This window comes from Neptunomonas sp. XY-337 (genome assembly GCF_004959845.1).
Classification (GTDB): Bacteria; Pseudomonadota; Gammaproteobacteria; order Pseudomonadales; family Balneatricaceae; genus Neptunomonas; species Neptunomonas marina.
The window spans coordinates 146233-170673 of the sequence record NZ_SPLL01000003.1 but is presented as its reverse complement, the minus strand read 5'-3'; the positions used below and the strand labels follow the sequence as shown (position 1 = coordinate 170673).

The 24441-nt window shown below is 51.3% G+C and carries 24 protein-coding genes, 2 tRNA genes and 1 riboswitch; of the genes, 18 read left to right on the top strand and 8 right to left on the bottom strand.

What is annotated here, in order from left to right; translation table 11 throughout:
• The first annotated feature begins 216 nt into the window (after positions 1 to 216).
• From E4L36_RS07890 to tadA, 4 genes are all read left to right on the top strand, one after another.
• The gene (locus tag E4L36_RS07890; RefSeq protein WP_136680168.1) at positions 217 to 1551 is read left to right on the top strand and encodes a dihydroorotase; all 1335 of its coding nucleotides are present in this window, start codon (positions 217 to 219) and stop codon (positions 1549 to 1551) included.
• Positions 1552 to 1596: 45 nt separating this feature from the next.
• On the top strand, positions 1597 to 2157 hold the full coding sequence (locus E4L36_RS07885) for a carbonate dehydratase (RefSeq protein WP_136680167.1): 561 nt from the start codon (positions 1597 to 1599) through the stop codon (positions 2155 to 2157).
• The gene (locus E4L36_RS07880; RefSeq protein WP_136680166.1) at positions 2147 to 3151 is read left to right on the top strand and encodes a GTP-binding protein; all 1005 of its coding nucleotides are present in this window, start codon (positions 2147 to 2149) and stop codon (positions 3149 to 3151) included. Before E4L36_RS07885 ends, E4L36_RS07880 begins: the two co-directional genes overlap by 11 nt.
• 92 nt (positions 3152 to 3243) lie before the next feature.
• On the top strand, positions 3244 to 3780 hold the full coding sequence (gene tadA, locus E4L36_RS07875; protein WP_276606065.1) for a tRNA adenosine(34) deaminase TadA: 537 nt from the start codon (positions 3244 to 3246) through the stop codon (positions 3778 to 3780).
• On the opposite strand, the gene mltF is transcribed toward tadA, so the two are convergent.
• Positions 3754 to 5238, bottom strand: coding sequence for a membrane-bound lytic murein transglycosylase MltF (gene mltF, locus E4L36_RS07870; protein WP_136680165.1), 1485 nt, complete (start codon positions 5236 to 5238; stop codon positions 3754 to 3756). The two genes, tadA and mltF, sit on opposite strands and share 27 nt — an antisense overlap.
• A 94-nt stretch (positions 5239 to 5332) precedes the next feature.
• Between mltF and purL the strand changes: the two genes are divergently transcribed.
• A complete protein-coding gene (purL, locus tag E4L36_RS07865) occupies positions 5333 to 9235 on the top strand; it encodes a phosphoribosylformylglycinamidine synthase (RefSeq protein WP_136680164.1) in 3903 nt (1300 codons plus the stop codon).
• A gap of 77 nt (positions 9236 to 9312) precedes the next feature.
• Here the strand turns inward: purL and E4L36_RS07860 are convergent, their stop codons facing one another.
• Both E4L36_RS07860 and E4L36_RS07855 read right to left on the bottom strand, forming a co-directional pair.
• Positions 9313 to 9534, bottom strand: coding sequence for a hypothetical protein (locus E4L36_RS07860; RefSeq protein WP_127694584.1), 222 nt, complete (start codon positions 9532 to 9534; stop codon positions 9313 to 9315).
• A 68-nt stretch (positions 9535 to 9602) separates the two neighbouring features.
• Entirely contained in the window at positions 9603 to 10985 is a 1383-nt protein-coding gene (locus tag E4L36_RS07855; RefSeq protein ID WP_136680163.1) for an MFS transporter, read from the bottom strand.
• Positions 10986 to 11130: 145 nt separating this feature from the next.
• On the opposite strand from E4L36_RS07855, the gene mpl reads away from it, so the two are divergent.
• The 6 genes from mpl (at position 11131) to ribB (ending at position 16464) form a co-directional block, all read left to right on the top strand.
• Positions 11131 to 12498, top strand: a complete 1368-nt coding sequence (mpl, locus tag E4L36_RS07850; RefSeq protein ID WP_136680162.1) for a UDP-N-acetylmuramate:L-alanyl-gamma-D-glutamyl-meso-diaminopimelate ligase — start codon at positions 11131 to 11133, stop codon at positions 12496 to 12498.
• Complete coding sequence (locus E4L36_RS07845) at positions 12491 to 13126, top strand: flavin prenyltransferase UbiX (protein ID WP_136680161.1); 636 nt, start codon at positions 12491 to 12493, stop codon at positions 13124 to 13126. The genes mpl and E4L36_RS07845 overlap by 8 nt, the downstream gene beginning before the upstream one ends.
• 38 nt (positions 13127 to 13164) lie before the next feature.
• A complete protein-coding gene (gene tsaB / locus E4L36_RS07840; protein ID WP_136680160.1) occupies positions 13165 to 13848 on the top strand; it encodes a tRNA (adenosine(37)-N6)-threonylcarbamoyltransferase complex dimerization subunit type 1 TsaB in 684 nt (227 codons plus the stop codon).
• Complete coding sequence (locus E4L36_RS07835; RefSeq protein ID WP_136680159.1) at positions 13849 to 14658, top strand: undecaprenyl-diphosphate phosphatase; 810 nt, start codon at positions 13849 to 13851, stop codon at positions 14656 to 14658. It begins immediately after the preceding gene.
• Positions 14659 to 15471 (top strand): class I SAM-dependent methyltransferase, encoded by an 813-nt coding sequence (locus E4L36_RS07830; RefSeq protein WP_240770691.1) that lies wholly within the window; start codon positions 14659 to 14661, stop codon positions 15469 to 15471.
• 67 nt (positions 15472 to 15538) lie between these two features.
• Positions 15539 to 15698: riboswitch (FMN riboswitch) on the top strand.
• Positions 15699 to 15804: 106 nt separating this feature from the next.
• Positions 15805 to 16464 (top strand): 3,4-dihydroxy-2-butanone-4-phosphate synthase, encoded by a 660-nt coding sequence (gene ribB / locus E4L36_RS07825; RefSeq protein ID WP_136680158.1) that lies wholly within the window; start codon positions 15805 to 15807, stop codon positions 16462 to 16464.
• Positions 16465 to 16506: 42 nt separating this feature from the next.
• Here the strand turns inward: ribB and plsB are convergent, their stop codons facing one another.
• Positions 16507 to 18855 (bottom strand): glycerol-3-phosphate 1-O-acyltransferase PlsB, encoded by a 2349-nt coding sequence (plsB, locus tag E4L36_RS07820; RefSeq protein ID WP_136680157.1) that lies wholly within the window; start codon positions 18853 to 18855, stop codon positions 16507 to 16509.
• Positions 18830 to 19039: a SlyX family protein gene (locus tag E4L36_RS07815; RefSeq protein WP_136680156.1), complete on the bottom strand. Its 210-nt coding sequence runs from the start codon at positions 19037 to 19039 to the stop codon at positions 18830 to 18832. Before E4L36_RS07815 ends, plsB begins: the two co-directional genes overlap by 26 nt.
• 187 nt (positions 19040 to 19226) lie before the next feature.
• Here E4L36_RS07815 and E4L36_RS18065 point away from each other — a divergent pair, with 187 nt between their 5' ends.
• Positions 19227 to 19673 carry a cold shock domain-containing protein gene (locus tag E4L36_RS18065; protein ID WP_136680155.1) on the top strand — a complete coding sequence of 149 codons (447 nt, stop codon included), beginning with the start codon at positions 19227 to 19229 and terminating at the stop codon, positions 19671 to 19673.
• A 77-nt stretch (positions 19674 to 19750) separates the two neighbouring features.
• Here the strand turns inward: E4L36_RS18065 and E4L36_RS07805 are convergent, their stop codons facing one another.
• Both E4L36_RS07805 and E4L36_RS07800 read right to left on the bottom strand, forming a co-directional pair.
• Complete coding sequence (locus tag E4L36_RS07805; protein WP_169051502.1) at positions 19751 to 20374, bottom strand: DsbA family protein; 624 nt, start codon at positions 20372 to 20374, stop codon at positions 19751 to 19753.
• The gene (locus tag E4L36_RS07800; RefSeq protein ID WP_136680153.1) at positions 20374 to 21225 is read right to left on the bottom strand and encodes a DUF72 domain-containing protein; all 852 of its coding nucleotides are present in this window, start codon (positions 21223 to 21225) and stop codon (positions 20374 to 20376) included. Before E4L36_RS07800 ends, E4L36_RS07805 begins: the two co-directional genes overlap by 1 nt.
• Before the next feature lie 75 nt (positions 21226 to 21300).
• On the opposite strand from E4L36_RS07800, the gene E4L36_RS07795 reads away from it, so the two are divergent.
• The 5 genes from E4L36_RS07795 to E4L36_RS07775 all read left to right on the top strand — a co-directional run bounded on the left by E4L36_RS07795 (position 21301) and on the right by E4L36_RS07775 (position 23499).
• Positions 21301 to 22083, top strand: a complete 783-nt coding sequence (locus E4L36_RS07795; protein ID WP_127694597.1) for a MotA/TolQ/ExbB proton channel family protein — start codon at positions 21301 to 21303, stop codon at positions 22081 to 22083.
• Positions 22080 to 22880, top strand: coding sequence for an OmpA family protein (locus E4L36_RS07790; protein ID WP_127694598.1), 801 nt, complete (start codon positions 22080 to 22082; stop codon positions 22878 to 22880). The genes E4L36_RS07795 and E4L36_RS07790 overlap by 4 nt, the downstream gene beginning before the upstream one ends.
• Positions 22880 to 23257, top strand: coding sequence for a PilZ domain-containing protein (locus E4L36_RS07785; protein WP_136680152.1), 378 nt, complete (start codon positions 22880 to 22882; stop codon positions 23255 to 23257). Before E4L36_RS07790 ends, E4L36_RS07785 begins: the two co-directional genes overlap by 1 nt.
• Before the next feature lie 54 nt (positions 23258 to 23311).
• Positions 23312 to 23388, top strand: a tRNA-Met gene (locus E4L36_RS07780).
• Between the two features lie 34 nt (positions 23389 to 23422).
• Positions 23423 to 23499, top strand: a tRNA-Met gene (locus tag E4L36_RS07775).
• A gap of 126 nt (positions 23500 to 23625) precedes the next feature.
• On the opposite strand, the gene E4L36_RS07770 is transcribed toward E4L36_RS07775, so the two are convergent.
• On the bottom strand, positions 23626 to 24144 hold the full coding sequence (locus E4L36_RS07770) for a LysR substrate-binding domain-containing protein (RefSeq protein WP_169051501.1): 519 nt from the start codon (positions 24142 to 24144) through the stop codon (positions 23626 to 23628).
• Here E4L36_RS07770 and E4L36_RS07765 point away from each other — a divergent pair.
• Positions 24125 to 24397, top strand: coding sequence for a hypothetical protein (locus E4L36_RS07765; RefSeq protein ID WP_136680150.1), 273 nt, complete (start codon positions 24125 to 24127; stop codon positions 24395 to 24397). The genes E4L36_RS07770 and E4L36_RS07765 overlap by 20 nt on opposite strands.
• Positions 24398 to 24441 lie beyond the last annotated feature (44 nt).

The following is a 24441-nucleotide window of genomic DNA, read 5'->3' as shown; positions in this document are numbered from 1 at the left end:
ATTTATAAATGGTGTTGCACCAGAGCAAAAAGTGCACGCTTATCGAGTCCTGTTCTAAAGCTAGTCGAGATCTATTGGTTTCAGATCTATAAATGTGAAATGTTATAATATAACATTAAGGTGTTTTTATGCCTTGTCTCAGTTTGCCTTTCATTGAGTAATCGTTGCTGCTCCGACATGGCAAGCTGTTTTAACTGCGTGGAGGTTCTCAAGGCAATGCCAGCAATATTAATTAAAAATGCCCGTGTGGTGAACGAAGGTGATGTACTAGAGCGAGATGTACGGATTGTTGGTCAGCGCATCGAGCAGGTAGCAGCATCAATTACCGCTCGATCTGATGATGACGTGGTGGAAGCGGGTGGGGCTTTTCTGCTGCCAGGTATGATTGATGATCAGGTGCACTTCCGAGAGCCCGGCTTAACGCACAAAGGATCAATTGCGAGTGAATCACGCGCTGCTGTTGCCGGAGGAATCACCAGCTACATGGAGATGCCCAATGTAAACCCGTCGACAACAACGGTGGAAGCATTGGAGCATAAATATGGCATCGCCAAGCGCCACTCATTAGCAAACTATGCTTTCTATCTTGGCGCAACCGAAGATAACCTCGAAGAGATTAAGCGCCTTGATCCGCGGCGTTGCTGCGGTGTGAAAGTCTTTATGGGAGCGTCAACCGGCAGTTTGTTGGTGGAGCAGCCGCAAGCGCTCGAAGCGATCTTTCGTGACTCGCCTGTCTTGATCGTTACCCACTGTGAGAGTGGCCCGGTGATCAGCCAAAATCGTGCTCAGCTTTTACGTAATAAGCCTGAGCTAACCATCCATGATCACCCCGTTATAAGGGATGCCGAGGCCTGTTTTGCATCCTCCTCTTATGCGGTGTCACTGGCGAAACAGTACGCTAGCCAACTGCATGTTTTGCATATCACCACGGCCAAAGAGCTAGCGCTGTTCGCAGCTGGCCCTGTTGCTGGCAAGCAGATTACCGCCGAGGCGTGTGTTCACCACCTTTGGTTTTGCGATGAGGACTACGGTGCTCTGGGTAACTTGATTAAATGTAACCCAGCGATCAAAACCGCATCTGATCGCGAAGCGCTGATCAAAGCACTGCATAGCGGCCAGATCGACATTATTGCTACCGACCATGCTCCACATACCTTAGTAGAGAAGCAGGTTGCTTATGATCAAGCGCCAGCGGGTTTGCCGCTGGTTCAGCACGCATTGCCGAGCTTGCTTGATCAGGTTGCTAAAGGGCGTTTATCAATCACTCAGGTGGTTGAAAAAGTCTCCCACAATCCAGCTATTCGCTACGGTGTTGACGAACGTGGCTATATCCGTGAAGGCTATTTTGCAGATCTTGTGTTGGCAGATTTTAGCGAGCGTACCTTGGTTTCCGATGCCAACAGCCTCTATCACTGTGGTTGGTCACCTTTTGCGGGCGTGGAGTTTGCTGCGCGTATCAAGCGCACTTGGGTTAATGGGGTGCAGGCTTATCGTGATACGGAAGGTGCCGTTCAACAGAACCTTGGGCAGGCACTGAGTTTTTCGCGCTAGCTCACCTGAGCTGAGCCACATAATGACAATGTTAATGAGAGTTCTATGCTAAGAAAAAATCCAAGTGGCGATATGCCGCGCGTGTCTGAAACGGCGTTTATTGATCCAACCGCCATCATCTGTGGCAAAGTTATCATCGAAGATAATGTGTTCATTGGGCCTTATGCGGTGATCCGCGCTGATGAGGTTAACGAGCAAGGAGAGATGGAGGCGATCCATATCAAGCGCGATACCAACATCCAAGACGGCGTGGTCATTCACTCCAAAGCGGGTGCTGCCGTCACGATTGGTGAACGTTCATCGATCGCACATCGCTCCATCATCCATGGCCCTTGTGAGGTCTGTCATGATGTTTTTATCGGCTTTAACTCCGTGGTGTTCAACGCGGTTATTGGCGAAGGATGTGTCATTCGTCACAATAGTGTGGTCGATGGATTAGATCTGCCCGAGCGTTTTCACGTGCCTCCGATGACTAATATTGGGGCAGGGTTTGATTTGGCATCTATCTCGAAAGTGCCACCCGAGTTTTCTGCCTTTTCAGAATCGGTGGTTTCTGCCAACCATACACTGGTACAAGGGTACCGGAGAATCGCCAATGAGCTCTAAAGGCCAACCTGTTGCTCAGGTGCCAACGAATATCATCACGGGTTTTCTCGGGGTGGGTAAAACATCCGCTATTTTGCATCTGCTCAAAAGCAAGCCCAGCGATCAGCGCTGGGCAGTGCTGGTCAACGAGTTTGGTGAGATTGGCGTAGATGGCAGTCTGCTCGATGGTCAGGGCGCTGACTCAGAGCAGGTTTTCATCCGCGAAGTACCGGGAGGGTGCATGTGCTGTGCGGCGGGTTTGCCAATGCAGATTGCACTCAACCAGCTACTCGCCAAAGCGAAGCCCGACCGCTTGTTGATTGAGCCAACTGGGCTTGGTCATCCGAAAGAGGTGCTGGCGGTGCTGAACTCGGAGCACTATCAAGAGGTGTTATCGCTGCAAAAAACCATCACGCTGGTGGATGCCCGTAACCTCGCTGATCGGCGCTACACAGAGCACGATACCTTTAATCAACAGATTGCGATCGCTGATCGGGTGGTGGGAAATAAGCAGGATCTATACGCTGTGGGCGACCAAGCGCGGCTGGTCGATTATATCGAAACCCATGGTCGAACAGGGGCTGAGGTAACGTTTACGCAGTTTGGTGAGCTATCACTTGATTTGCTCGTGGGCGCTACGCAGTACTCTACTAAGGAGCATGTGCATCACCATGGACACAGTAAGCCGGTTGCTTCTGAACTGCCTCTACCAGACTCTGGTGTGCTGAGCGCACGCAATGAGGGCGAAGGCTTCACCAGCATGGGCTGGCGCTTTTCGCCTGAAAAAACGTTTGATCGTCGCCAACTTGTCGCTTTACTGAAGGGCTTGAGCGTGGAGCGCATGAAAGCGGTCTTTATCACCACAGAGGGTGTCTTTGGCTACAACATGACAGCCGATGGACTGATGGAAGTTGTACTTGATGATTGCTTAGAGAGCCGCATCGAGCTGATTGCCGACAGAGTCGATGAGAGCTTCGAAACGCAGTTGATGGATTGCCTTGAGGAGACGCCCTGAACATGGGAGTTCTGGTCGTGTAGTCTGGGCATTTACCAGAGCGCGAGATACACTTAGCAGCGCAAAATCGGTGTTAATTTGTAGGTTAAGGCGTGGCGGAAGATCAAGATCAGCAAAGCGAAGATGAAAAGTGGATGCGTTTAGCTTTGCTGCTGGCAGATAAGGCGGCGGCCATAGGTGAGGTGCCTGTGGGGGCGGTTGTCGTTTTGGATGGAGAGGTGATTGGCCAAGGTTGGAATCAGCCGATAAGCCGCCGCGATCCGACTGCCCATGCGGAGATTATCGCGTTGCGAGACGCTGCTCAGCGTATTGAAAATTACCGCTTAGTCGATGCTGATCTTTATGTGACGCTAGAGCCTTGCAGCATGTGTGCCGGAGCTTCTGTGCACAGCCGCATACGGCGCTTGGTTTACGGCGCGACAGAGCCTAAAGCTGGGGTAATTGAGAGCCAGCAACAGTTCTTAGAAGAGGGTTGGCTTAACCACCGGGTTGAGCCAATCGGTGGTGTGCTCGCCGAAATTTGCAGTGACAAGTTGAGCGCGTTTTTTAAAGCACGCCGCGCCGCCCAGAAAGCGGCTAAGGCGCAGCGTAAGTTGGAAGCATCACAAAGCGGAGGGGATATCGTCTAGCTCGAGCAGTGTTGCTGGCTCTAGCTCATCCTCTTGTTCCGCTTTTGCGGCCTCCTCTCGTGCTCGGCGGATCGCTGCAATCTGTTTCTCCCACTTCAATAGCTCTATATATTTCTGGATATTGCTGACGTACTGTACCGGCTCTTGGCCACGGGCATAGCCGTGCTTAACGGTTTTAAAGTAGCGCGCCTTCGAGAGCAGCGGCAGAAACTGACGCACATCTTTCCAGCTATCGGGGTTTTTGTCAGCACGTTGAGCCAAAACACGCGCATCCTCAAGATGACCAAAGCCCACATTGTATCCCGCTAAGGCAAACCACGTGCGATCAGGTTCTGGGATTCGCTCGGGGATCTTTGCTTTCACAATTGTCAGGTACTTCGCGCCGCCCATGATGCTTTGGATCGGGTCAGTACGATCAGTGACGCCCACCTCTTTTGCCGCAGCACGGGTCAACATCATGATCCCTTTTACGCCGGTGGGTGAAACCGCATCCGCCTTCCAGTGGGACTCTTGATATGCCACCGAGGCAAGCAGGAGCCAATCGATATCAGTTTCTTGCTCTGCCATATAAAAGTACTGCTCAAGCTTGGGTAAGCGTGTTTCCATATCGCGGCGAAACGTGACCGTATCGAAGTAGTTGAGGGGGTTGCGACGCTCAAAGTACTTCTTTTTGAGCTGTGTAATGAGCGTTTTGGTTTCTGGCAGTTGCAAAAACTTATTCACAGCCCGACGGATGGAGCCATCTTGATTTGGCGATAATACCCAAGCCATAGGTTGTGCTTGGCCGATCGTGAACGCTTTTTTCAGACCTGGGTAGAATGAGCTTTGGGATTCAAAAATCGTGGAGTCGACAATGGCGTAGTCGACGTTTTTATTGAAGACCTGATCGAGAATATCGGTACTGGTAAGCTCGTCGGTCTCGTGCCAAGCCAGTTCAGGGTAATCGCTCTCTTTTATGGCATTTAGCTGCTCTGACTGAATCGAATCGGCCAATATCAGTAGCTCTTTACCCACTAAATCAGCGGTGGTCTTAGGTGCTTTCTTGCCGCGGGTTTCCCGATAGATCACTGTTGATGTACTCATTGAGTAGGGTACAGAGAACTGATAAAGGTCACTGCGTGTCTCGGAAATGTTGATACCTGCTGCGGCAAGGTGCGCATCACGAAGTTTGACCGCCTCAAATAAGCCTGTGATGGTATCTGGAACCAGTAGCTCTAGCTCTACGTCGATATGCTCAGCAAAGGCCTGCGCCAGTTCATACTCAAACCCGGCGGGTTGTCCTTTATCGATAAAGTAGGAGCTTGGCGTATTTCGTGTGGCAACACGCAGCTGGCCATTCTTTTGAATCGCTTCAAGCTGAGTCATGGAGTTAAAGGAGACGAGCGCAGGCAAAGCTAACACCACCATAAAGGTGAGTAGGTGTAGAACGTCTGTTTTTCGGCGAAGGTCAAATAACATAAGGCGGTTTCTGGTACTTATATGCCAGTTTCAGGTAAACTAGCGGCTTAATTTTCCAGTCTGTTTTGGCTCATTTAAGAGGCTTGATATCAACATGCTAGTAATGCGTGGAGCACCCGCTCTTTCTGCCTTCCGACACGATAAACTGTTAGCTGCTTTACAAAGCGAAATCCCTGAGATTACATCAGTTTATGGTGAATTCTACCACTTCGCCGACCTCAACGAGGCATTAACCGAGGCGGAGCACAACGTGCTATCCACCATTTTGGTTTACGGGCCAAAAGCAGAAGTCCAAGACCCTACCGGCTTGTTACAGCTGGTGGTTCCTCGTCCTGGCACCATCTCACCTTGGTCAAGCAAGGCTACCGATATTGCCAGAAATTGCGGCTTGAGCAAAATCAATCGTCTGGAACGCGGCATCGCGTATTACGTGGACGCTAGTGTAGAGTTGACGGGTGAACAGCAGGTGAAAGCTGCTCACATCTTGCATGACCGCATGGTTGAAGCGGTGCTGCCAGAGATCGGAGCTGCCGAGCAGCTGTTCCGCGAAGATGCCCCAGCGCCAATGACCTCTGTGGATATCCTAGCCGGTGGCCGCAGCGCACTTGAAGCCGCTAACACTGAGCTTGGTCTTGCCCTAGCGGAAGATGAGATCGACTATCTGGTTGACGCGTTCCAAGGCTTGGGCCGCAACCCGAACGATGTTGAGCTAATGATGTTTGCACAGGCAAACTCTGAGCACTGCCGCCATAAAATCTTCAATGCCTCTTGGGATATCGACGGCGAAGCGCAGGCTAAATCTCTGTTTGCGATGATTCGTAATACCAACGAGGTGGGCGGCGAGAACATTCTTTCAGCGTACTCCGATAACGCCGCAGTGATGAACGGCGCGACAGCAGGCCGCTTCTTCCCGAAACCAGACAGCAAAGAGTACAGCTACAATCAGGAAGAGATTGCCATCCTGATGAAGGTTGAAACTCACAACCACCCAACAGCGATTGCACCGCATCCGGGTGCCGCGACAGGCTCTGGTGGTGAGATCCGTGATGAGGGTGCAACGGGTAAAGGCTCAAAACCAAAAGCGGGTTTAACTGGCTTTACCGTCTCTGATCTAAATATCCCTGGCTTCGAACAGCCGTGGGAGAGCCAATACGGCAAGCCATCACGTATCGTGAGTGCTCTTGATATTATGCTTGAAGGCCCAATCGGTGGCGCGGCATTTAACAATGAGTTTGGCCGTCCGGCCCTTAACGGCTACTTCCGTACGTTTGAGCAGCAAGTTAATGGCGCTGCGGGCGAAGAGGTGCGTGGTTATCACAAGCCGATTATGATCGCCGGTGGTTTCGGTAATATTCGTACCGAGCATGTCGATAAAGGCGAAATTGCCGTGGGTGCCAAGCTGATCTGCTTAGGTGGACCTGCGATGCAGATCGGCCTAGGTGGCGGTGCTGCATCCTCAATGTCCTCTGGTTCTTCATCTGAAGATCTGGATTTCGCATCCGTGCAGCGTGATAACCCTGAGCTTGAGCGTCGTTGTCAGGAAGTGATCGATCAGTGCTGGCAGCTAGGTGATGAAAACCCTATCGCGTTTATCCACGATGTGGGCGCGGGTGGTTTATCGAACGCTTTCCCTGAGTTGGTGAAAGATGGCGGCCGTGGCGGCAACTTTGAGCTGCGTAATGTCAACAATGATGAACCGGGTATGAGCCCGCTGGCGATCTGGTGTAACGAAGCGCAAGAGCGCTACGTGTTAGCCGTTGAGCCGCAAGATCTAGCGCGCTTTGAAGCCATTTGTGCACGTGAGCGTTGCCCTTACGCGGTTGTAGGTGAAGCTACGCAAGAGAAGCACCTCACGCTGAGCGACAACCATTTCGAGAACAATCCCGTTGATCTGCCGATGAGCGTGCTGTTTGGTAAGCCACCAAAAATGCATCGCTCGGTTGAGCGTAAGGCTTATGACGTCGCTGCATTTGATGCGACCCAGATCGATCTACAAGATGCCGCAGAGCGCGTTATGAAACTGCCAGCGGTGGCGTCTAAATCGTTCTTGATCACCATCGGCGACCGTTCCATCACGGGTATGGTGGCTCGCGACCAGATGGTTGGACCGTGGCAGGTACCTGTGGCGGATTGCGCAGTAACTACCGCTGCCTTCGATACCAATGCAGGCGAAGCGATGGCGATGGGTGAGCGTACACCGCTGGCGTTGATTGATTCACCAGCCTCTGGCCGTATGGCCATCGCTGAAACGGTGACAAACTTAGCTGGCACGCGCATCAACGATATTATCGATATCAAATTGTCAGCCAACTGGATGTGTGCAGCAGGGCACCCAGGCGAAGATGAAAAACTCTACGACACGGTGAAAGCGGTGGGTATGGAGTTTTGTCCGCAGCTGGGTATTACAATTCCAGTGGGTAAAGACTCGATGTCAATGCGGACGGTATGGAACGATGAGGGCGAGGATAAATCGGTTACAGCACCGATGTCGCTGATCATCACAGGTTTTGCACCGGTTACCGATGTACGTAAAACACTGACGCCTGAACTTAAAACTGACCAAGGCGAAACTGACCTGCTGTTGTTGGATTTGGGTAATGGCCAAAACCGCTTGGGCTTGTCTGCACTTGCACAAGTTTATAACGAAGTGGGTCAGCAAGTTCCTGATGCAGACCAGCCAGAGCAGTTGGTTGCATTCTTCCAAGCGATTCAAGAACTGAATGAGCAAGGGTTGCTGTTGGCTTACCATGACCGTTCTGACGGTGGTCTTTTTGCAACGGTAGCTGAGATGGCGTTTGCTGGCCACACAGGTATCGATATCAAACTGGATATGCTGGCAGCGGATGAGACTGAGCTTGCTGCAGCGATGTTTGCAGAGGAGCTTGGAGCGGTTGTCCAGATTAAACGTGAGCACTTAGAAACGGTACTTACTGAGCTCAATGCAGCGGGTCTTGGCGATATCGTTAAAGTGATCGGTGCTTTGAACGAAGATGATCAGATCAACTTCCACTTCGATGAAGAGGAAGTGTACAGCGAAGCGCGTGTTCAACTGCAACGCTGGTGGGCTGAAACGTCTTACCGTGTTCAAGCGATGCGTGATAACTCCGAATGTGCACAACAGGAGTTTGACCGTTTGTTAGATAAAGCAGATCCAGGCTTGAGTGCAAACTTGAGCTTTGATGTGAACGAAGATGTGGCAGCTCCTTTCATCAACACGGGTGTGCGTCCGACAATCGCTATCGTGCGCGAGCAGGGTGTGAACGGCCATGTTGAAATGGGCGCTGCGTTTGATCGTGCAGGTTTCGCTGCGGTTGACGTTCACATGAGCGATATCTTGGCAGGCCGTGTGACGTTAGATCAGTTCAAAGGCATAGTAGCTTGTGGTGGTTTCTCGTACGGTGACGTACTTGGTGCCGGTGAAGGTTGGGCGAAGTCTATCCTCTTCAACAGCGTAGCACGTGACCAGTTTGAAGCCTTCTTCAAGCGCGGCGACAGTTTTGCACTGGGTGTTTGTAATGGTTGCCAGATGCTATCGAACCTGCATGAACTGATCCCGGGCGCCGAAGCATGGCCGCACTTTGTGCGTAACCAGTCTGAGCAGTTTGAAGCGCGTGTTGCGATGGTTGAAGTGCAGCAGAGCAATTCGATCTTCCTATCGGGTATGGCAGGGTCACAAATGCCTATCGCCATTGCTCACGGTGAAGGTCGTGCAGAGTTTAAAGATGAAACGCATCTGGCAAACTTGCAAGGCTCAGGCCAAGTGGCGCTGCGTTATGTGGATAACTATGGTCAAGTCACCGAGACGTATCCGGCTAACCCGAATGGCTCGCCGATGGGTATCTCTGGTGTAACCACCAATGATGGTCGCGTGACAATCATGATGCCGCACCCAGAGCGTGTATTCCGCGCTGCGACTAACAGCTGGGCGCCTTCTGAGTGGTCAGAAGATGGTGCTTGGATGCGCATGTTCCGTAACGCTCGCGTCTTTGTTGGTTAAACGTAGACCAACGAAAAACGGCAGCTTCGGCTGCCGTTTTTGTTTGTCTTTAAAAAGATCGATCGTTAGTCTGCGCGTTATGCATACTCATCCATGCACGAGAGCAGAAATAGCTCCTTGAGTAGCTCCTGCTGATTCACATTGCTATCGGAAAAATCACTCGGGCACAGCAGCCCGTCTGCAATCATCTCCTTGACAGTACGCCCCCGCCATTGAATAACGGGAATTTTCCGCTCCTTATGGACGACTTGAAGGTAAGGGTCAGGCCGTTCTAGCCATGCATCAATTTGATAACACATAGTTTCGCTCTCCTTATTGTTAAGGTGAGAGTATCAAATTGAGACTCATTCGTAAATGATAATAATTATCATTTATTTTTTTGTTCGACTCTACCCGCCAAGACCACGAGAATTGCGATAGGCAAACCTAGTAGAGCCACGCCCAGGAAGAAGGGTTGATAGCCAAAGTTATCAACAAACCCGCCAGAGAAGCCGCCGATAAATTTCGGAAATAGCAACATAACCGAGCTAAACAGCGCATACTGAGTGGCTGAATATTGAATGTTCGTTAGGCTTGAGAGATACGCTACGAAGGCTGCCGTTGCAATCCCTCCGGCTAAGTTATCCAGCGAGATAACTAAGGTGAGTGCACGGGTGTCAGGGCCTAATGATGCAAGCCAAGCAAATAAACCGTTTGTGGCCGCTACGAGTAATGCGCCGATAAAGAGCACGCGTATCACGCCCATCCGGTTCACTAGCACGCCACCCAGTGCTGCGCCAATAATCGTCATAATGACGCCGTAGATCTTAATAATCTGCGCGATATCCTGCTTTTGAAATCCCATGTCCACATAGAAGACGTTCGCGATAATCCCCAAGATCACATCTGAGATGCGGTAGGTACCGATCAGCGCTAGGATGATGAGCGCCTGCTTCCCATAGCGTTTAATGAAATCGGCAAAAGGGCAGATCACCGCGATATAGGCCCAGCCCACAAAACGAGCAATAGGCACAGGCAGATGAGCATACTGTTGACTCGCAGCCACGATATGTTGGCGCTGGGCTTCTAAACTGTCATCTTTTGTTGGCGCAGGAGGTTCGGCAACAACGAGTGTGGTGATCAAACCAATGGACATCAAAGCCGCCATTGCGAAATAGGCATAGCGCCAAGCGGTTAAGTCATAGCTGCTCGCGTCGACGCTGAACCATGCCGCTAACGCCAGTGCCCCGGCTCCTGCTACGATCATCGCTAGACGATACCCAGCCATATAGGTTGCTGCCATCGCCGCTTGCAAGCGCTCGCCACTGGACTCGATACGGTACGCATCGATCACGATATCTTGTGTCGCTGAGCTAAATGCCACGACAACGGCGAGCAACGCCATCGTTTGCAAGCCGTCGTTGGGATCCGCCATGCCGAGCCCTGCGAGACTGGCAACCAGTGCAACTTGTGAAAATGCTAGCCAACTGCGCCGCCGCCCCAGTAAGGGGGTGAGTATGGGTAACGCCAATTGATCAATGAGCGGTGCCCAGATCCACTTGAAGCCGTACGCTAATCCAACCCAAGAAAAGTAGGTGATCAGGCTGCGCTCTACGCCCGCCTCTCGTAGCCAAAACGAGAGTGTGCCAAATACCAACAAGAGCGGAAGCCCTGAAGAGAAACCGAAAAAGAGCAGAGTGATGGCGCGTGGGTGCAGATAAACTTTAAGAGCATCGATCCAGCTCTCGGGTGTGTGGGTTGTGGTTGGCATAACTCGCCTCTTCCATGGGTAGATCGCTATTCTGTCTGTCTCGCTGGCGGTTGTAAATCTGATCTGTCGTGGTGTTGTTTTTCGTCATGCTCAATGGGCGGCTTTCCGGTATTATTAGCGCCATTCGAAATGACAGGAGCATGGCGTGCATATTCATATCTTGGGTATCTGTGGAACATTTATGGGGTCGCTGGCGATCTTAGCCCGTGAGCTGGGTTATCGTGTGACGGGTTCAGATGCGAACGTATACCCACCCATGAGCACGCAGTTGGAGGCCCATGGTATTGAGCTGTTGGAGGGCTATCTACCGGAGCACTTAGACCCTGAGCCAGATCTGGTTATCGTGGGTAATGCAATGTCCCGTGGTAATCCAGCCGTGGAATATGTGCTGGATAAGGGGATTAGATATATCTCTGGTCCGCAGTGGCTTAACGAACATGTCCTGCAAGAGCGTTGGGTGCTGGCGGTGGCGGGAACGCATGGTAAAACCACCACGGCATCGATGCTCGCATGGGTGCTTGAACATGCGGGTATGGAACCTGGCTATCTGATTGGTGGCGTGCCCCAGAACTTTTCAGTATCGGCGCGTTTGGGTGGCTCGCCCTTCTTTGTTATCGAAGCAGACGAATACGATACGGCCTTTTTCGATAAACGCTCCAAATTTGTTCATTATCTGCCTCGTACCTTTGTTATCAATAACCTTGAGTACGACCATGCGGATATCTTCCCCGATTTGGCCGCGATTCAACGCCAGTTTCATCACGGTATCCGCCTGGTGCCTAGCAATGGCCAAGTCATTGTACCGGCGCATGATAGCGCTGTTGCTGATGTGTTAGAGCAGGGCGTTTGGGCACCTGTTGTGAGGGCATCGTTAGAAGCTGAGCAAGGTGATTGGTATACCGAGTTGAGCCAGCCTGATGGCAGCCGCTTCCGCATCTACCATGACGGTGAGCTACAAGGTGAAGTGAGCTGGCCGCTTACCGGCCAACACAACGTGGCGAACGGTTTGATGGCGGTGATCGCTGCTCGTAATGTGGGCGTACAACCCCACCATGCGATCGAGGCGTTGTGTTGTTTCGGTGGCGTCAAGCGGCGCATGGAAAAACTGGCAGATATCAACGGGGTTCATGTGTACGACGACTTTGCGCATCACCCCACGGCGATCGAAACAACTCTGCAAGGTTTGCGTAAGCGCGTGGGCGATGAGCGCATCATTGCGGTGATCGAACCCCGTTCTAACACCATGCGCTTAGGTTCACACCAAGCCAAACTCGCTGCCAGCGCGGCCGATGCTGATATCACGCTGTGGTACCAGCCCGCTGGGCTAGATTGGTCTTTGGAACAGGTGGTTGAAGGTCAAGACAATATGCAGGTATACAACGATATTGATGCGCTAATTGCCCGGATAGCTGAGTTAACAGCTGCGCCATCCCATGTGGTCATTATGAGTAACGGCGGTTTCGGCGGCATCCATTCACGCCTTATTGAGGCCCTAGGAGGTGAGCATGGATAACTATGCTGACCGCGTAACCTTAGCGATTACGGGGGCTTCTGGGGTGCAGTATGCTTTGCGCCTCATGCAGTGTTTGGTAGCAGCAAATGTACAGATATTGGTGATGATATCCCGTGCAGCTCATGTGGTGGCCGCAACAGAAACGGATGTTGAGTTACCTACCCGCAGTGCCGAGTTAGAGCAACACTTGAGCCAGCTTTACGGCGCAAAAGAGGGGCAAATCCGGGTCTTTGCGAAAGAGCAATGGATGGCGCCAGTGGCCTCTGGCTCCGGTGCGCCAAGCCGTATGGTGGTGTGCCCCTGCAGTACAGGTTCACTGTCAGCGATTGCAACGGGGGCGAGTAACAACCTTATTGAACGGGCGGCCGATGTTGCGTTAAAGGAGCGTCGCCAACTGATTTTAGTACCCCGCGAAGCACCGTACTCTGAAATCCATCTTGAGCATATGCTCAAGCTAACGCGTATGGGCGCCGTGATTTTGCCGGCTAGCCCAGGCTTTTATCATCGCCCCGAATCCGTTGAAGATATGGTCGACTTCATCGTTGCGCGTATCTTATCGCAGCTCGGTATCGACCAAACGTTATTGCCTCCTTGGGGGCAGAACCTTATTGATGACACACAGTCTTAACCATCGCTCTATAGATTAGATTTTAGGATTGCTCCCTTATGGCAAAAATTTTAGCGCTCGATACCTCGACGGACGCGTGTTCCGTAGCTCTTTATTTAGACGGCGAGGTGAAAGAGGATTTTCGCGTTATCCCGCGCCAACATACCCAGCAACTACTGCCGATGGTGCAAGCGATACTGGCCGACGCTGAATTGGCTATTACTGACTTGGATGCGATCGCCTTTGGCCGCGGGCCGGGTTCCTTCGCGGGGATCCGTATCGCGACAGGCGTAGCGCAGGGGTTGGCCTTCGCGGCTGAGCTACCGTTAGTACCGGTTTCGACATTAGCCGCGATCGCGCTACAGCAGCATCAACAGGGGCATGAGCGGGTTATCGCGGCGCTCGACGCGCGTATGGATGAAGTGTACTGGGGAGCGTTCCGGCTTGATGCAGGTTTGCCTGTGCTGGTTGATCAAGAGCGGGTTGATGCCCCAGCCAATGTTGCGCTACCGGATGAGCATGTTTGGCACGCAGCGGGCAGTGGATGGCGTTATTTAGAGGATATGAGCGCAGCTATTCAGTCCGCAGTTAACGAGCCAGACGTAGAATGCTATCCGCGAGCAGGGAGCATGGCTAGCTTGGCTGCGGCGGCATTTGAAAAGGGCGATATGGTTGCCCCTGAAGATGCCCTGCCTGTTTACCTGCGTGATGAAGTGGCTTGGAAAAAGAAGGATCAACAATAGATGGATTGGATCCAGACTGTCGTTCTGGCGTTAATTCAGGGGCTGACAGAGTTTCTGCCGATATCGAGCTCGGCACACTTGATTTTGCCCTCTCAGTTATTGGGCTGGGAAGATCAAGGTTTAGCGTTTGATGTGGGCGTACATGTCGGCTCGTTAGCGGCGGTCGTGTTTTACTTTCGCGATGACGTAGCACGTATGCTATGCGCGTTTTTTGCCTCGTTTCGTGGCCAAAAAAGTATTGATGGTAATATCGCTTGGCTCGTTATCTTCGCGACCGTTCCAGCGATGGTCTTCGGTTTCCTGATGAATGACATCATCGACCACTACGGCCGCTCAATGCTAGTGATCGCGGGGACGACCATTATCTTTGGCGCGGTGCTTTGGTGGGCGGATGCGAAACGTACCGAGGTTAAAGCGCTCAGCGCAATCACCTTTAAAGAAGCGATGCTGATTGGCGTGGCGCAAGCTATTGCTTTGATTCCCGGCACTTCTCGCTCGGGAATTACAATGTCCGCCGGATTAATGCTGGGCTTTGATCGGCAGTCGGCTGCGCGTTTCTCGTTCTTGCTCTCGATCCCTGCTATTTCAGCTGCAGGTGCTTACAAAGCATTGGAGTTAGTGCAAACCGCGACGCCCGCGCAGTGGGAATTTGTTGCCGGTGGCGTTGTGTTGTCTGGCGTGAGTGCATTGGCCTGTATTCACCTGTTTTTGAAGTGGCTCGATCAGGTGGGTATGTTGCCGTTCGTTATTTATCGCTTCGCGTTGGGTATACTGTTGCTCTGTGTCTACTTTATGGTCCCAGCCATCTAAATGAACGAACAAACACTTACGATGCAGCCTGTCGTGGCTGCATCATCTCCTTATCATGCTCCCCATGCCGAGCGTTTAGCAGAACAGTTGCAACTCGATTGTGTCGGTGTGGTTGGTCAACTGAAGTTTTGTGAATGGCCACTTTTGTTGTACTGCACCGACGATGGTGTGCAGCTACAACAGACGGGAAAGAAAGCGCCCGGGCCTGTTTGGGCTGACTTTGTTAGCGGTGCAGTGGCACATCGGCGCAAGTTTGGTGGCGGTAGTGGCCAGATGATTGCTAAAGCGGTGGGAATTAAAAGTGGTGTGCGCCCCACAATACTCGATGCAACCGCAGGGCTCGGTAAAGATAGTTTTGTGCTCGCAACACTCGGCTGCGACGTGACGATGGTGGAACGCTCCCCCATTGTGCATACGCTGTTAGCGGATGGTTTATATCGTGCGCAGCAGGAAAGCGAAATTGCTGATATTGTTGAAAGGCTATCGTTACTGCACGGTAATGCGGCGCAGCTTATGGCTCAACAGCAGGCTACACAGACGGCTGTCGTATATCTTGACCCTATGTTTCCTCACTCGGACAAAAGCGCTCAAGTGAAAAAAGAGATGCGTTTGTTCCGAGATGTGGTAGGTGCCGATGACGATGCTAGCCAGCTTCTCGATGCAGCCCTTGAGTTTGCGAAAGCCCGGGTTGTCGTTAAACGGCCACGTAAGGCGCCAACCATTGAACATGAGACTCAACCGACCTACCAGGTCGAGGGCAAGTCGAGCCGTTATGACATCTACACACTCGCCGCACTTGAGAAGGTGCTCTGATTCGTTTCTATCCTCCTGCTAGCACGATGTGCTAATGTAGGCTCGCTCAATTTGAGCATATTCATTTATTTATTCTCAGGGCGGGGTGAAATTCCCCACCGGCGGTAAAGTAGCGCACACCGTGTGTCTGCCAAGCCCGCGAGCGCCTTAAGCTAACGCTTAAGGGTCCAGCAGAACTGGTGAGAATCCAGTGCCGACGGTTATAGTCCGGATGGGAGAGAATACGTTTCGGTGTGCGGCCTGTGAAAGCGGGGCTGACACGCCCGTATCGCTGTGTGCGTCGCATACAGTATCTTCTGACGCCCTGATTCAGGTAAACCTAGGAGTCATACCATGAATCAGATGTTAAGTTTAAACCCAAGCAATCTTGATAGTACGCCACTCGAGCGTATGGAGTTAGCCCTCGAACAGCTTAAAACCGGCGGTGGAGTCATCGTGCTCGATGATGAAGACCGTGAAAACGAAGCTGATCTTATTTTTTCTGCCCAGCACTTAACTGAGTCCCAGATGGCGATGATGATCCGCGATGGCAGCGGTATCGTTTGTCTCTGTTTGTCGGGTGTTGCGGCTGATCATCTGGCTTTGCCGCCAATGGTAGAAAACAACACAAGCCAAAATCAGACCGGTTTTACGGTCAGTATTGAAGCACGTGAGGGAGTAACGACGGGCGTCTCTGCGGCTGATCGCGTCACTACGATTCGAGCAGCAACCGCACTTGGGGCATGTGCTGAGGATCTTGCTAGGCCTGGGCATATTTTTCCGTTGAGAGCCCATGATGAGGGTGTGTTAGGGCGCCGTGGTCACACTGAGGCCACCATCGATCTTGTCAGGTTGGCGGGCTTATCACCGGCAGGTGTGTTGTGTGAGCTTATGAATCCTGATGGGACGATGGCGCGCTTGTCCGACGCGCAAACCTTTGCCAATAAGCACGCACTGCCGATTTTAACGATCGCGGATATTGTCAGCTATCGGCAAATAAATCCAAACGTTTGAGGCTAGCGCTATGGCTGGAGAATGCTCCAGCCATAGCCTGTATCACTTAGGCGAAAGGTGAGATTCGATAGAGCTCACAGCTTGTTGATTAAGTATCTGCTTTGCACGCTGCAGTAGTTTTTCAGTGTCAAATTGCGCTGAGATCAGCCCATCTTGGCTGCCGAGTGCACCTTGTTCAAGGAGAGTCTCAACAAAGCTATCTAAGGTTCGCATATCGCTGTACTCAGGTGAGTTAAACCCAAATAGGTGATGTAGTTCAGCCGCAATGCGTTGACTCTCTTGCAAGAGCTCTTCCCGCAGCATTGCGCTGTTATGTTGAAGCACACGAAGGACGATGAAGTAACGCAGTAAAACAGGCTCGGCGGTTTGCATGAGCACGATGCTCAAAGGATTGTCTGAGAGCGTAACCGCACCGTTTTTATCATGGGAGATACACGCCTGCGCCTCTAGTGCCTGTCGTGTCCGGCGGAAAACTTCCGGCAGATCCTGTGCTTGCCACGGGAGAAACAGCTCACGTTGCATCAATTGAAATAGCGGCCGTATTAACACAGGGAGTGTCTGCAAGCGGGGCTTCGCGTAACGCTTGGCCAAAAGGAGATAGATGCTCGGTAATAGCAACATATGGTGAAGCTGGTTGCGATAAAACGTCATCTCGCGAGCTTGGTGAGCAGTGAGGCAGTAGTGTTCCTCGTCCATGCTTACTTGGTCACGCTGCAGTGCTTTTTTAAGCCACCGCTCGGGTTCTCCGGCTGCGATATCAGCTGGTGGATTGGGTAGATCCTGCAGCAGCGCTTTCAACATATGTAATGCCTGATGCGCGTGCTGCTTTTCGATACGCAGTTGTGGCGAGCCAAGTAGTAGCGTAGCGATCAGCGCAGTCTGGTTCACGTATGCTGCGGCGTTGATCTTGGTGAGTACCTCAGTGGCGATCTTGGGTGCCATCTGCTTGGCTTGATCGGCTAGGTTGTCATCCAGGGTGGAGGGGAGCGTCAAGGGGATAGGTTCGCCAAACGATAGTGCCGCATCGCCAAATTGGCGTGTGAAAGACTTGAGTGTCACCAGCAGCCCCCACAAAGACTCTTTGGCCTTTTTGCCGCCATCAAGCTCTTTTTGATAGCTCTTGCTCTCAACCAGTTTGTCGTAGCTGATCCAAACAGGCACGAGCGTGACCGGTTTACTCGAATCACGCAGGTAGTTCTCGATGGTCATAGTGAGCAAACCGGCTTTCGCTGATAACAAGCGGCCAGTGCGGCTGCGCCCGCCCTCTAAAAAATACTCCAGCGCATGACCGCGCGCGGCCATATGGCGCAGGTAACTTTTAAAGAGCGTTGCGTATAGCTTGTCACCGCGGAAGCTGCGACGCATAAATACGGCACCACCGCGCTTTAAAATAGAGCCGAGGATGGGCGCGTTGAGGTTATCGCCAGCAGCAATATGGGGAATCATCAAACCATGTTGATAGAGGTTCCAAGATAAAATGACATAGTCCATATGGCTGCGGTGACAGGGTAAGTAAACAACTTGGCTGTCGATAGACGCCTCTTGCACCTTGTCGATACCTGTGACATGCACACGACGATAAACCTTGGTCCAAAAAAGGCCCAGAAAGTACGAGAGTATCCGCGCAGTGGCAGGGCTGAAGTTGGCGGCAATCTTATCTAGCTCTCGATAGGCTTGCTGCTCGATATCGGAGTAGGGTGCGTGCTCTTGTGCGGCCAGTGCGTGAATTTGCGCTTTGACGTCTGGGTCTTTCAAGATGAGGCTCAACTGGGCGGAGCGATTAAGCAGCGCAGGCCCCAATATCGCCTTGCGGCGGCGGTGAAAATAGGTCTGAATAAGCCGCAGTGCCTTATGCGCATAGACACCAGAAGGTTGATCAGGGTGGCTTTGCACCAAGGCTTTTAGCGAGAGAGGACGCCCCACTTGAACTAACGTATCGCGGCCGTTGACCAGCACTTGCAAGGCGCGGCGCAGAGGATTTGCTGTGTTCCAATGCTCGCCTGATAATAAGTTAAACAGAGAGGTTTCGCGTCTTGGCATACGGCCATGGAAAACAGAGACGGGTACCACCTCGATATCCTGATCATCCGCCAAGAAGCTAAGCCGCTCAATCTGTGCCTCAAGGCGTTGGCGCGACTCATTACCATGGTGGTGGCTAGCGGTTAGAATCAGCGGAAGTGGGCGCTCAAACCCCGCATCTTTCATACAGCGTTTTAATAACAGCTGATGTGAGGTTCGGCCGGTTTCCAGAATGTAGAGGGTTTGGTTACTCTGTTTCAGATGGTGCTGACCCTGCACATTCGTGTTCACCAGCATACGAAGCAGCGGCTTTTTGAGCCAAGACGAGAACAACATAGGTAGCCTGTTAGTAGTGCGGTGGTGGCGGTTCATCTGCCGATACTTCCTGCATCGGCTCGCTTAATTTTTTCAGTTGATCATTCATTAAGCGCAGCGCCTGTTGTAGGTCCAAAATAATGCGATCTTGTTTGGCCATCGCGTTGCTAAGCTGGTCGATAGCTTCCTCTTGAAAGGCCACGCGGGCTTCCAAATTAGCTATCTGTTCTTCTGATGTCATAAAGCGAATATCCGTTGTTCTAATGACTTGCGTTAATATCAGCCGATATTGTCGTCAATGAGTGTCAGGAATAAGATATAACCTATTGAATGTTTGAGTTTTCTTATGTATATCTGACAGATTATCGTGCTTTGATTTAGTTACACGATCTAAAATAATAGTAATGAATAAGACAAGAGATAGATAGATGAGTGGTAATCAGATAGTTCGTAGTGTGATTGTTAGTGTTATCGCGTCCGTTTTAGTTCCGTTGTTGTTGAATGCAACATCTTCAGCTCAAATTGAATTGGGCGCTATGTCGATCATCACCGTATTCGTTGTTGTATTGGTTTGTACCTTGATCGCTGCTGCAGGTAAGTCAGCACCCGTTGCTGCACGTGATTACAGCGCTGGCGCTGAGCAAGCAGAAGATGATGAAAACGATGATCGCGAGCAAGGAACGGTGAAGTGGTTTAACGTCTCAAAAGGGTTTGGTTTTATTACCCGTGAAAATGGTGACGATGTATTTGTTCACTTCCGCAATATCCGTGGCCGTGGCCATCGTTCGTTAAATGAAGGACAAAAGGTGCGCTTTAATGCGCGTCAGGGCGATAAAGGTTTGCAAGCAGAAGATGTCTCTGTTGTGCGTGGCTAATCGCTGATGAGATGAGAAAGCGGAGCATAAGCTCCGCTTTTTTTTGCCCGCTTTTTAGGCGCTACTCCGGTGTTTTTCTACTTTTTGAGTGAGGCTTCACTTATTATTTGGCGGGTCCGAGTGATGAGTGCTGCGCCATCGGTGTAGCCGTATGTAATCGGGTAAACTTTATCCTCGATGGCTAACAGCAACGCGGGGAACCCTTCAGCGCCAAGCTGGCTCGCAAGCTGACGATGTTGATTAAGCGCTTCTTGTGTCTCAGGATCATCAAGCTTTTGACTGAACAGCCCGGCGTCTCCTCCAAGCTTGCGGCAGATATCGACCAACGTGGAGCGGTCTGATGGGTTGAGTGCTTGGGTGTAGTAGGCCTGCTGAATGGCAGCAACCATTTCAGCAGATGAAGTACCAACATCTTCTGCCAGAATGACCGCCCTACATGCACGCCACGTACTGCGTCTTGGTGTATTGTTTTGCCAGAATGCGTGGTTGAAAGGTGTGCCTGTTTTAGCTTCGATATGGCGCCAAATATCCTGCAGCTTGGTGCGCAACTCACTGGGCATCGGTTCATCCGTATCCGGTGCTAGGCCGCCCAGCAAGTATTGGGTGGGTGTCTCGGGATATTGCGCTGTTAGATCGGAAAATGAGCGCTGAAATGCCCAGCACCAACTGCACATTGGATCTAAGACGTAAATAAACTGCATTAAAAGAGCTCCGGCTGAGGTGTCGTCCACGGCTTTAGAGACGCACATGTCGGATCGAGTTCCGCTAGGCGTTGAGCAAATTTGATCGCCAACTGAGGCGCACGTTCATTGTTGGGTGTATGGAAGAAAAAGTAAGGTGTTCTTCCTTCCTCAATCCATGCTTTCGCTTTATTCACCCATTGGTCGAGTGCTGAGGAGGCGAGCTGATAATCCAGTGGTGTGATAAAACGCACCATGGGATGCTGGCCTGTGGCTATCACATGAAGCGGAACACGAGGTTTCGCGCGCAGTGCTTCCTGTGTTACGGCATCAGGCATTGGGTGTGCGAATAGTGTGCGGGTATCAAATGCAACCCGGTTGATACCCCGATCAAGTAGCAAGCGATTAAAAGCGCGCTCCTCCTCGCTCTTGTTAAAGAAATTCAAATGTCGAACTTCAATCCCATAGGAGAACTCTTGTGGGAGCTGAGACAGTAATTTTGCCAGCGAAGGAAGGTCTGACGGTGCGAACTGGTGGCTCATTTGTAGCCAAAGAATGCCCACTTTCTCTTTGAGTTGCGCAGCGTGTACCAAGAAGTTTTGCACCTCTTCATCACAGTGGCGCAGCTTGAGTTCGTGGGTGATGCGTTTGGGAAACTTTAGGCAGAATCGGAAGGTGCTTGGTGTTTCTTCATGCCATTGTTGCAAAGTACTTGGTGCTGGTAGGCCATAAAAGGTGTTGTTTCCTTCCACGCTTGAAAAGTGTTCAGCATAACGGGGGAGTGCGGCCCGCTTATCCGCAAGATCTGGATACCACTCGGGATGGTGCCACTGGGCGAGGCCGATAAAATATTTCTGCGAAAGTGTCTTCATCTCGCTATGGTCTCTTGAACAGCTGTTATACTCAAGTCTGTGATTTTTAATCGGTTGTTTGGAGTATCTGATTAGATGGATTTTGCCTCCCTGCTCGGAATTATCTCGGGCTTAGCGTTGATCATCTCCGCGATATTTATCGGCGGTAATGCAGATGTCTTCGTTAATGTGCCCGGTGTGATGATCGTTGTCGGTGGCACGATGGCAGCGACATTGCTGACAGTACAATTTAAAGATGTTCTGAACGCGTTTCGTGCTGCGTACATTGTGTTTACCCGCGATAAAACCAACTCCTCTGAAATGATCGACACCATGATCAAGCTGAGCCGTATCAGCCATCGTCATGGGTTGCTTAAGCTAGGCGATGTGAAAACCGATTCGGCCGTATTGCGCCGTGCCTGTAATTTACTCTCTGAAGCGGCATCTGAGCAGGTTATCCGTAATACGCTACAAAACGAAATCGACTCTTTAATGGCGCGCCATTTTTCGGTTCAAGAGGTGTTTCGTAAGATGGCCGCTTATGCACCGGCATTTGGTATGTTGGGTACGCTGATTGGTCTTATACAGATGCTTAGCGAACTTGATAATCCTGAAGCCATTGGACCTGCGATGGCGGTGGCCTTGCTGACCACATTTTATGGCTCCCTTTTGGCAACCATGGTTTTTCTGCCCATTGCCGGAAAGCTAAAGGCACGGACATTGATGGAAGTGACTAACCTAGAGATCATCCGCGAAGGCTGTATCAGTATCCTAACGAATGACCATTACGCCCATGTTTATGAGCAGTTATCGGCTTATCTGCCTGAAGCTGCCCGTAAACCGATCACCGGCGGTGATAAGGCGAAGGATGTAAAATGAGTTCGCGCAAGATCGTCGATAGCGAAGAAAGTAATGGCTGGATCACTACGTTCGCTGATTTGATGACCTTATTGCTCGTCTTTTTTGTGTTGTTGTTCTCGATGTCGACGGTGGAGAAGGAGCGCTTCGCGAGCACTGTCCGGTCATTTCAACTGGCTATTAACACCAGCACGGGCGGCAGTATCATTCCGTTGCCCGAAGAGCTGCGAGCCCCTGCGACTGAGCTGCCTGAAGCGTTAGAGGATGACAGTCAGCAGCTTCAGATCCAGCCCGAGCCCATCATTCTGGAAGACGAAAAACCCCGTGCACCTGAAGTGCCTGAAGATAGCGAGCGAACTCAAGAGCTCGAATATATGTCTAACAGCCTGAAAGATGTTTTCTCGACGATGGGTGTTAAAGATGTGGTTGAAGTCGGCGAGCCGAAGGATGGCAAGATACGTGTGCGCGTCAAAGGCTCTGTACTGTTTAACTCAGGCGACGCTGCGTTCAACCGTCAGATGATGCCGATACTCGATGGCTTGCTTGACCGTCTCGAGGAGAACCCAGAGTTTCGAGTGGATATTCAAGGCCATACCGATGATGTGCCGATCGAGACCGCTCAGTTCCCATCTAATTGGGAATTATCAGCGGTGCGCGCTACCACCGTTTTGCGTTATATGGTTCGCGGCGGTATCGACCCTGAGCGTCTTACTGCAACTGGCTATGGTGATTCGCTGCCAATCGGTCCTAATAACACCCCAGAGCAGCGTGCCGATAATCGTCGAATTGAATTTGTACTGGAGAAGTCGCAGAAATAATGAAACCGGTAATAGAGTTTGAAGAGGATGCAAACCATCCGCGACAAAACTATCGGGTCAAGCCTATGCCTAACGACCCCATTAAACTGCTTGTCGCTGGCCGAGAGATGGAGATTATTGACCTTTCTGTGAAGGGGGTTGCGTTTCGTTATGCCGGCGAGACAAAGCAGCCGTCATACCCTATTGAGCTGCTTATTAGTGTCGGGCGCCGATACCGAGTGGCGTGTGAGCTGCGTATAGTGCGGCATCAGGATGATATGGTAAGCGGAGTATTTGAAGCGCTGTCGGCACGTGACGAGACGGTATTGAATAAATTGGTTATGGCGTTGCAGCGGCGCGATATACGTGAGGCTACGAAACGTAAGGACGATAATTAATTTTATGTCTTGCAATTACGAAAATGCTCCCGTAATATATGCACCACAATTTGATGCGGGGTGGAGCAGCTTGGTAGCTCGTCGGGCTCATAACCCGAAGGTCGTTGGTTCAAATCCAGCCCCCGCTACCAAAATTTAGGTTTAAAATCAGATTGTTAGCATTGATGCGGGGTGGAGCAGCTTGGTAGCTCGTCGGGCTCATAACCCGAAGGTCGTTGGTTCAAATCCAGCCCCCGCTACCAGATTTTATAAAAAAGCCGACAAGTTTTTGTCGGCTTTTTTATTGCCTGTTTGTCTATAGCTCGTTACCTTTCACTCTCAGGATTAGCTCCTGCTTAGCAGCAAGAGCTGAGCTATCGAGATCGCTTCTATACTTGCCCCTCAACCTGATTAGCTAACCAATCGCGTACTAGCTCGACGCCGACTTTCGGACGTGGTGATTCTGGTGGCTCAAGCATATAGAACTGGGACTCAGTAGTGAGTGCCTTATCAACGGGACGTACTAGAAGGTCACTCGCTAGGTAGTCATCCACAAGATGAGCCCATGCTAACGCAAGCCCCTGGCCATTGAGAGCCGACTGAATAACGAGTGGGTAGTTGTTGATCTTAATCCGTTTAGCATTCTCACTGGGTGGTTTTAGATCGCAATTGATAAACCAGTCATTCCAACTTAACCAATCCTCTCTCACTTCTAGGGATAGCAGCGTGCTTTCAGCGAGGCGCTCTGGGTTGGCAATATGTGGGTTCTTGGTCAAGTAAGCTGGGCTGCAAACGGGGAATACCGACTCACTAAATAGCGGTGTCGCGATGAGGTTTGAGGGCAGCGTTCGGCAATAGAAGAGCGCGAGATCAAACTCGTCATTGCGGATGTTTGCATGTGAGTCCACGGCTAAAATTCGGATATCGACTTCAGGGCGAAACTGCCAAATCGCTTGGACGCTGCTTTACGACGAGGTTGTGGTGGTATTAGAGGGCACCTTCAAGGTACTTACCAAAGATGGTCTACTGGTGGGTGAAAAAGGCGATGTTTTGTGGCTTCCAGATGGCACGGAGCTTCAGTATGAGGGTGATAACGCGTTTATCTTTTATGCCGTTCAGCCAGGCAATTGGAAAGAGGTTCATGGCATCGAAAATCCATAGCGCTGATGCCTTCTAAAAACAAGCAGAGAGAGGGATTGTACAAC

Excerpts from the sequence above, each read along its gene's own strand:
- E4L36_RS07890 (WP_136680168.1), top strand. The coding sequence starts at position 217 with ATGCCAGCAATATTAATTAAAAATGCCCGTGTGGTGAACGAAGGTGAT.
- E4L36_RS07885 (WP_136680167.1), top strand. The coding sequence starts at position 1,597 with ATGCTAAGAAAAAATCCAAGTGGCGATATGCCGCGCGTGTCTGAAACG.
- E4L36_RS07880 (WP_136680166.1), top strand. The coding sequence starts at position 2,147 with ATGAGCTCTAAAGGCCAACCTGTTGCTCAGGTGCCAACGAATATCATC.
- mltF (WP_136680165.1), bottom strand. The coding sequence starts at position 5,238 with ATGTTATTTGACCTTCGCCGAAAAACAGACGTTCTACACCTACTCACC.
- purL (WP_136680164.1), top strand. The coding sequence starts at position 5,333 with ATGCTAGTAATGCGTGGAGCACCCGCTCTTTCTGCCTTCCGACACGAT.
- E4L36_RS07860 (WP_127694584.1), bottom strand. The coding sequence starts at position 9,534 with ATGTGTTATCAAATTGATGCATGGCTAGAACGGCCTGACCCTTACCTT.
- E4L36_RS07855 (WP_136680163.1), bottom strand. The coding sequence starts at position 10,985 with ATGCCAACCACAACCCACACACCCGAGAGCTGGATCGATGCTCTTAAA.
- E4L36_RS07845 (WP_136680161.1), top strand. The coding sequence starts at position 12,491 with ATGGATAACTATGCTGACCGCGTAACCTTAGCGATTACGGGGGCTTCT.
- tsaB (WP_136680160.1), top strand. The coding sequence starts at position 13,165 with ATGGCAAAAATTTTAGCGCTCGATACCTCGACGGACGCGTGTTCCGTA.
- E4L36_RS07835 (WP_136680159.1), top strand. The coding sequence starts at position 13,849 with ATGGATTGGATCCAGACTGTCGTTCTGGCGTTAATTCAGGGGCTGACA.
- E4L36_RS07830 (WP_240770691.1), top strand. The coding sequence starts at position 14,659 with ATGAACGAACAAACACTTACGATGCAGCCTGTCGTGGCTGCATCATCT.
- ribB (WP_136680158.1), top strand. The coding sequence starts at position 15,805 with ATGAATCAGATGTTAAGTTTAAACCCAAGCAATCTTGATAGTACGCCA.
- plsB (WP_136680157.1), bottom strand. The coding sequence starts at position 18,855 with ATGAACCGCCACCACCGCACTACTAACAGGCTACCTATGTTGTTCTCG.
- E4L36_RS07815 (WP_136680156.1), bottom strand. The coding sequence starts at position 19,039 with ATGACATCAGAAGAACAGATAGCTAATTTGGAAGCCCGCGTGGCCTTT.
- E4L36_RS18065 (WP_136680155.1), top strand. The coding sequence starts at position 19,227 with ATGAGTGGTAATCAGATAGTTCGTAGTGTGATTGTTAGTGTTATCGCG.
- E4L36_RS07805 (WP_169051502.1), bottom strand. The coding sequence starts at position 20,374 with ATGCAGTTTATTTACGTCTTAGATCCAATGTGCAGTTGGTGCTGGGCA.
- E4L36_RS07800 (WP_136680153.1), bottom strand. The coding sequence starts at position 21,225 with ATGAAGACACTTTCGCAGAAATATTTTATCGGCCTCGCCCAGTGGCAC.
- E4L36_RS07795 (WP_127694597.1), top strand. The coding sequence starts at position 21,301 with ATGGATTTTGCCTCCCTGCTCGGAATTATCTCGGGCTTAGCGTTGATC.
- E4L36_RS07790 (WP_127694598.1), top strand. The coding sequence starts at position 22,080 with ATGAGTTCGCGCAAGATCGTCGATAGCGAAGAAAGTAATGGCTGGATC.
- E4L36_RS07785 (WP_136680152.1), top strand. The coding sequence starts at position 22,880 with ATGAAACCGGTAATAGAGTTTGAAGAGGATGCAAACCATCCGCGACAA.
- E4L36_RS07765 (WP_136680150.1), top strand. The coding sequence starts at position 24,125 with ATGTTTGCATGTGAGTCCACGGCTAAAATTCGGATATCGACTTCAGGG.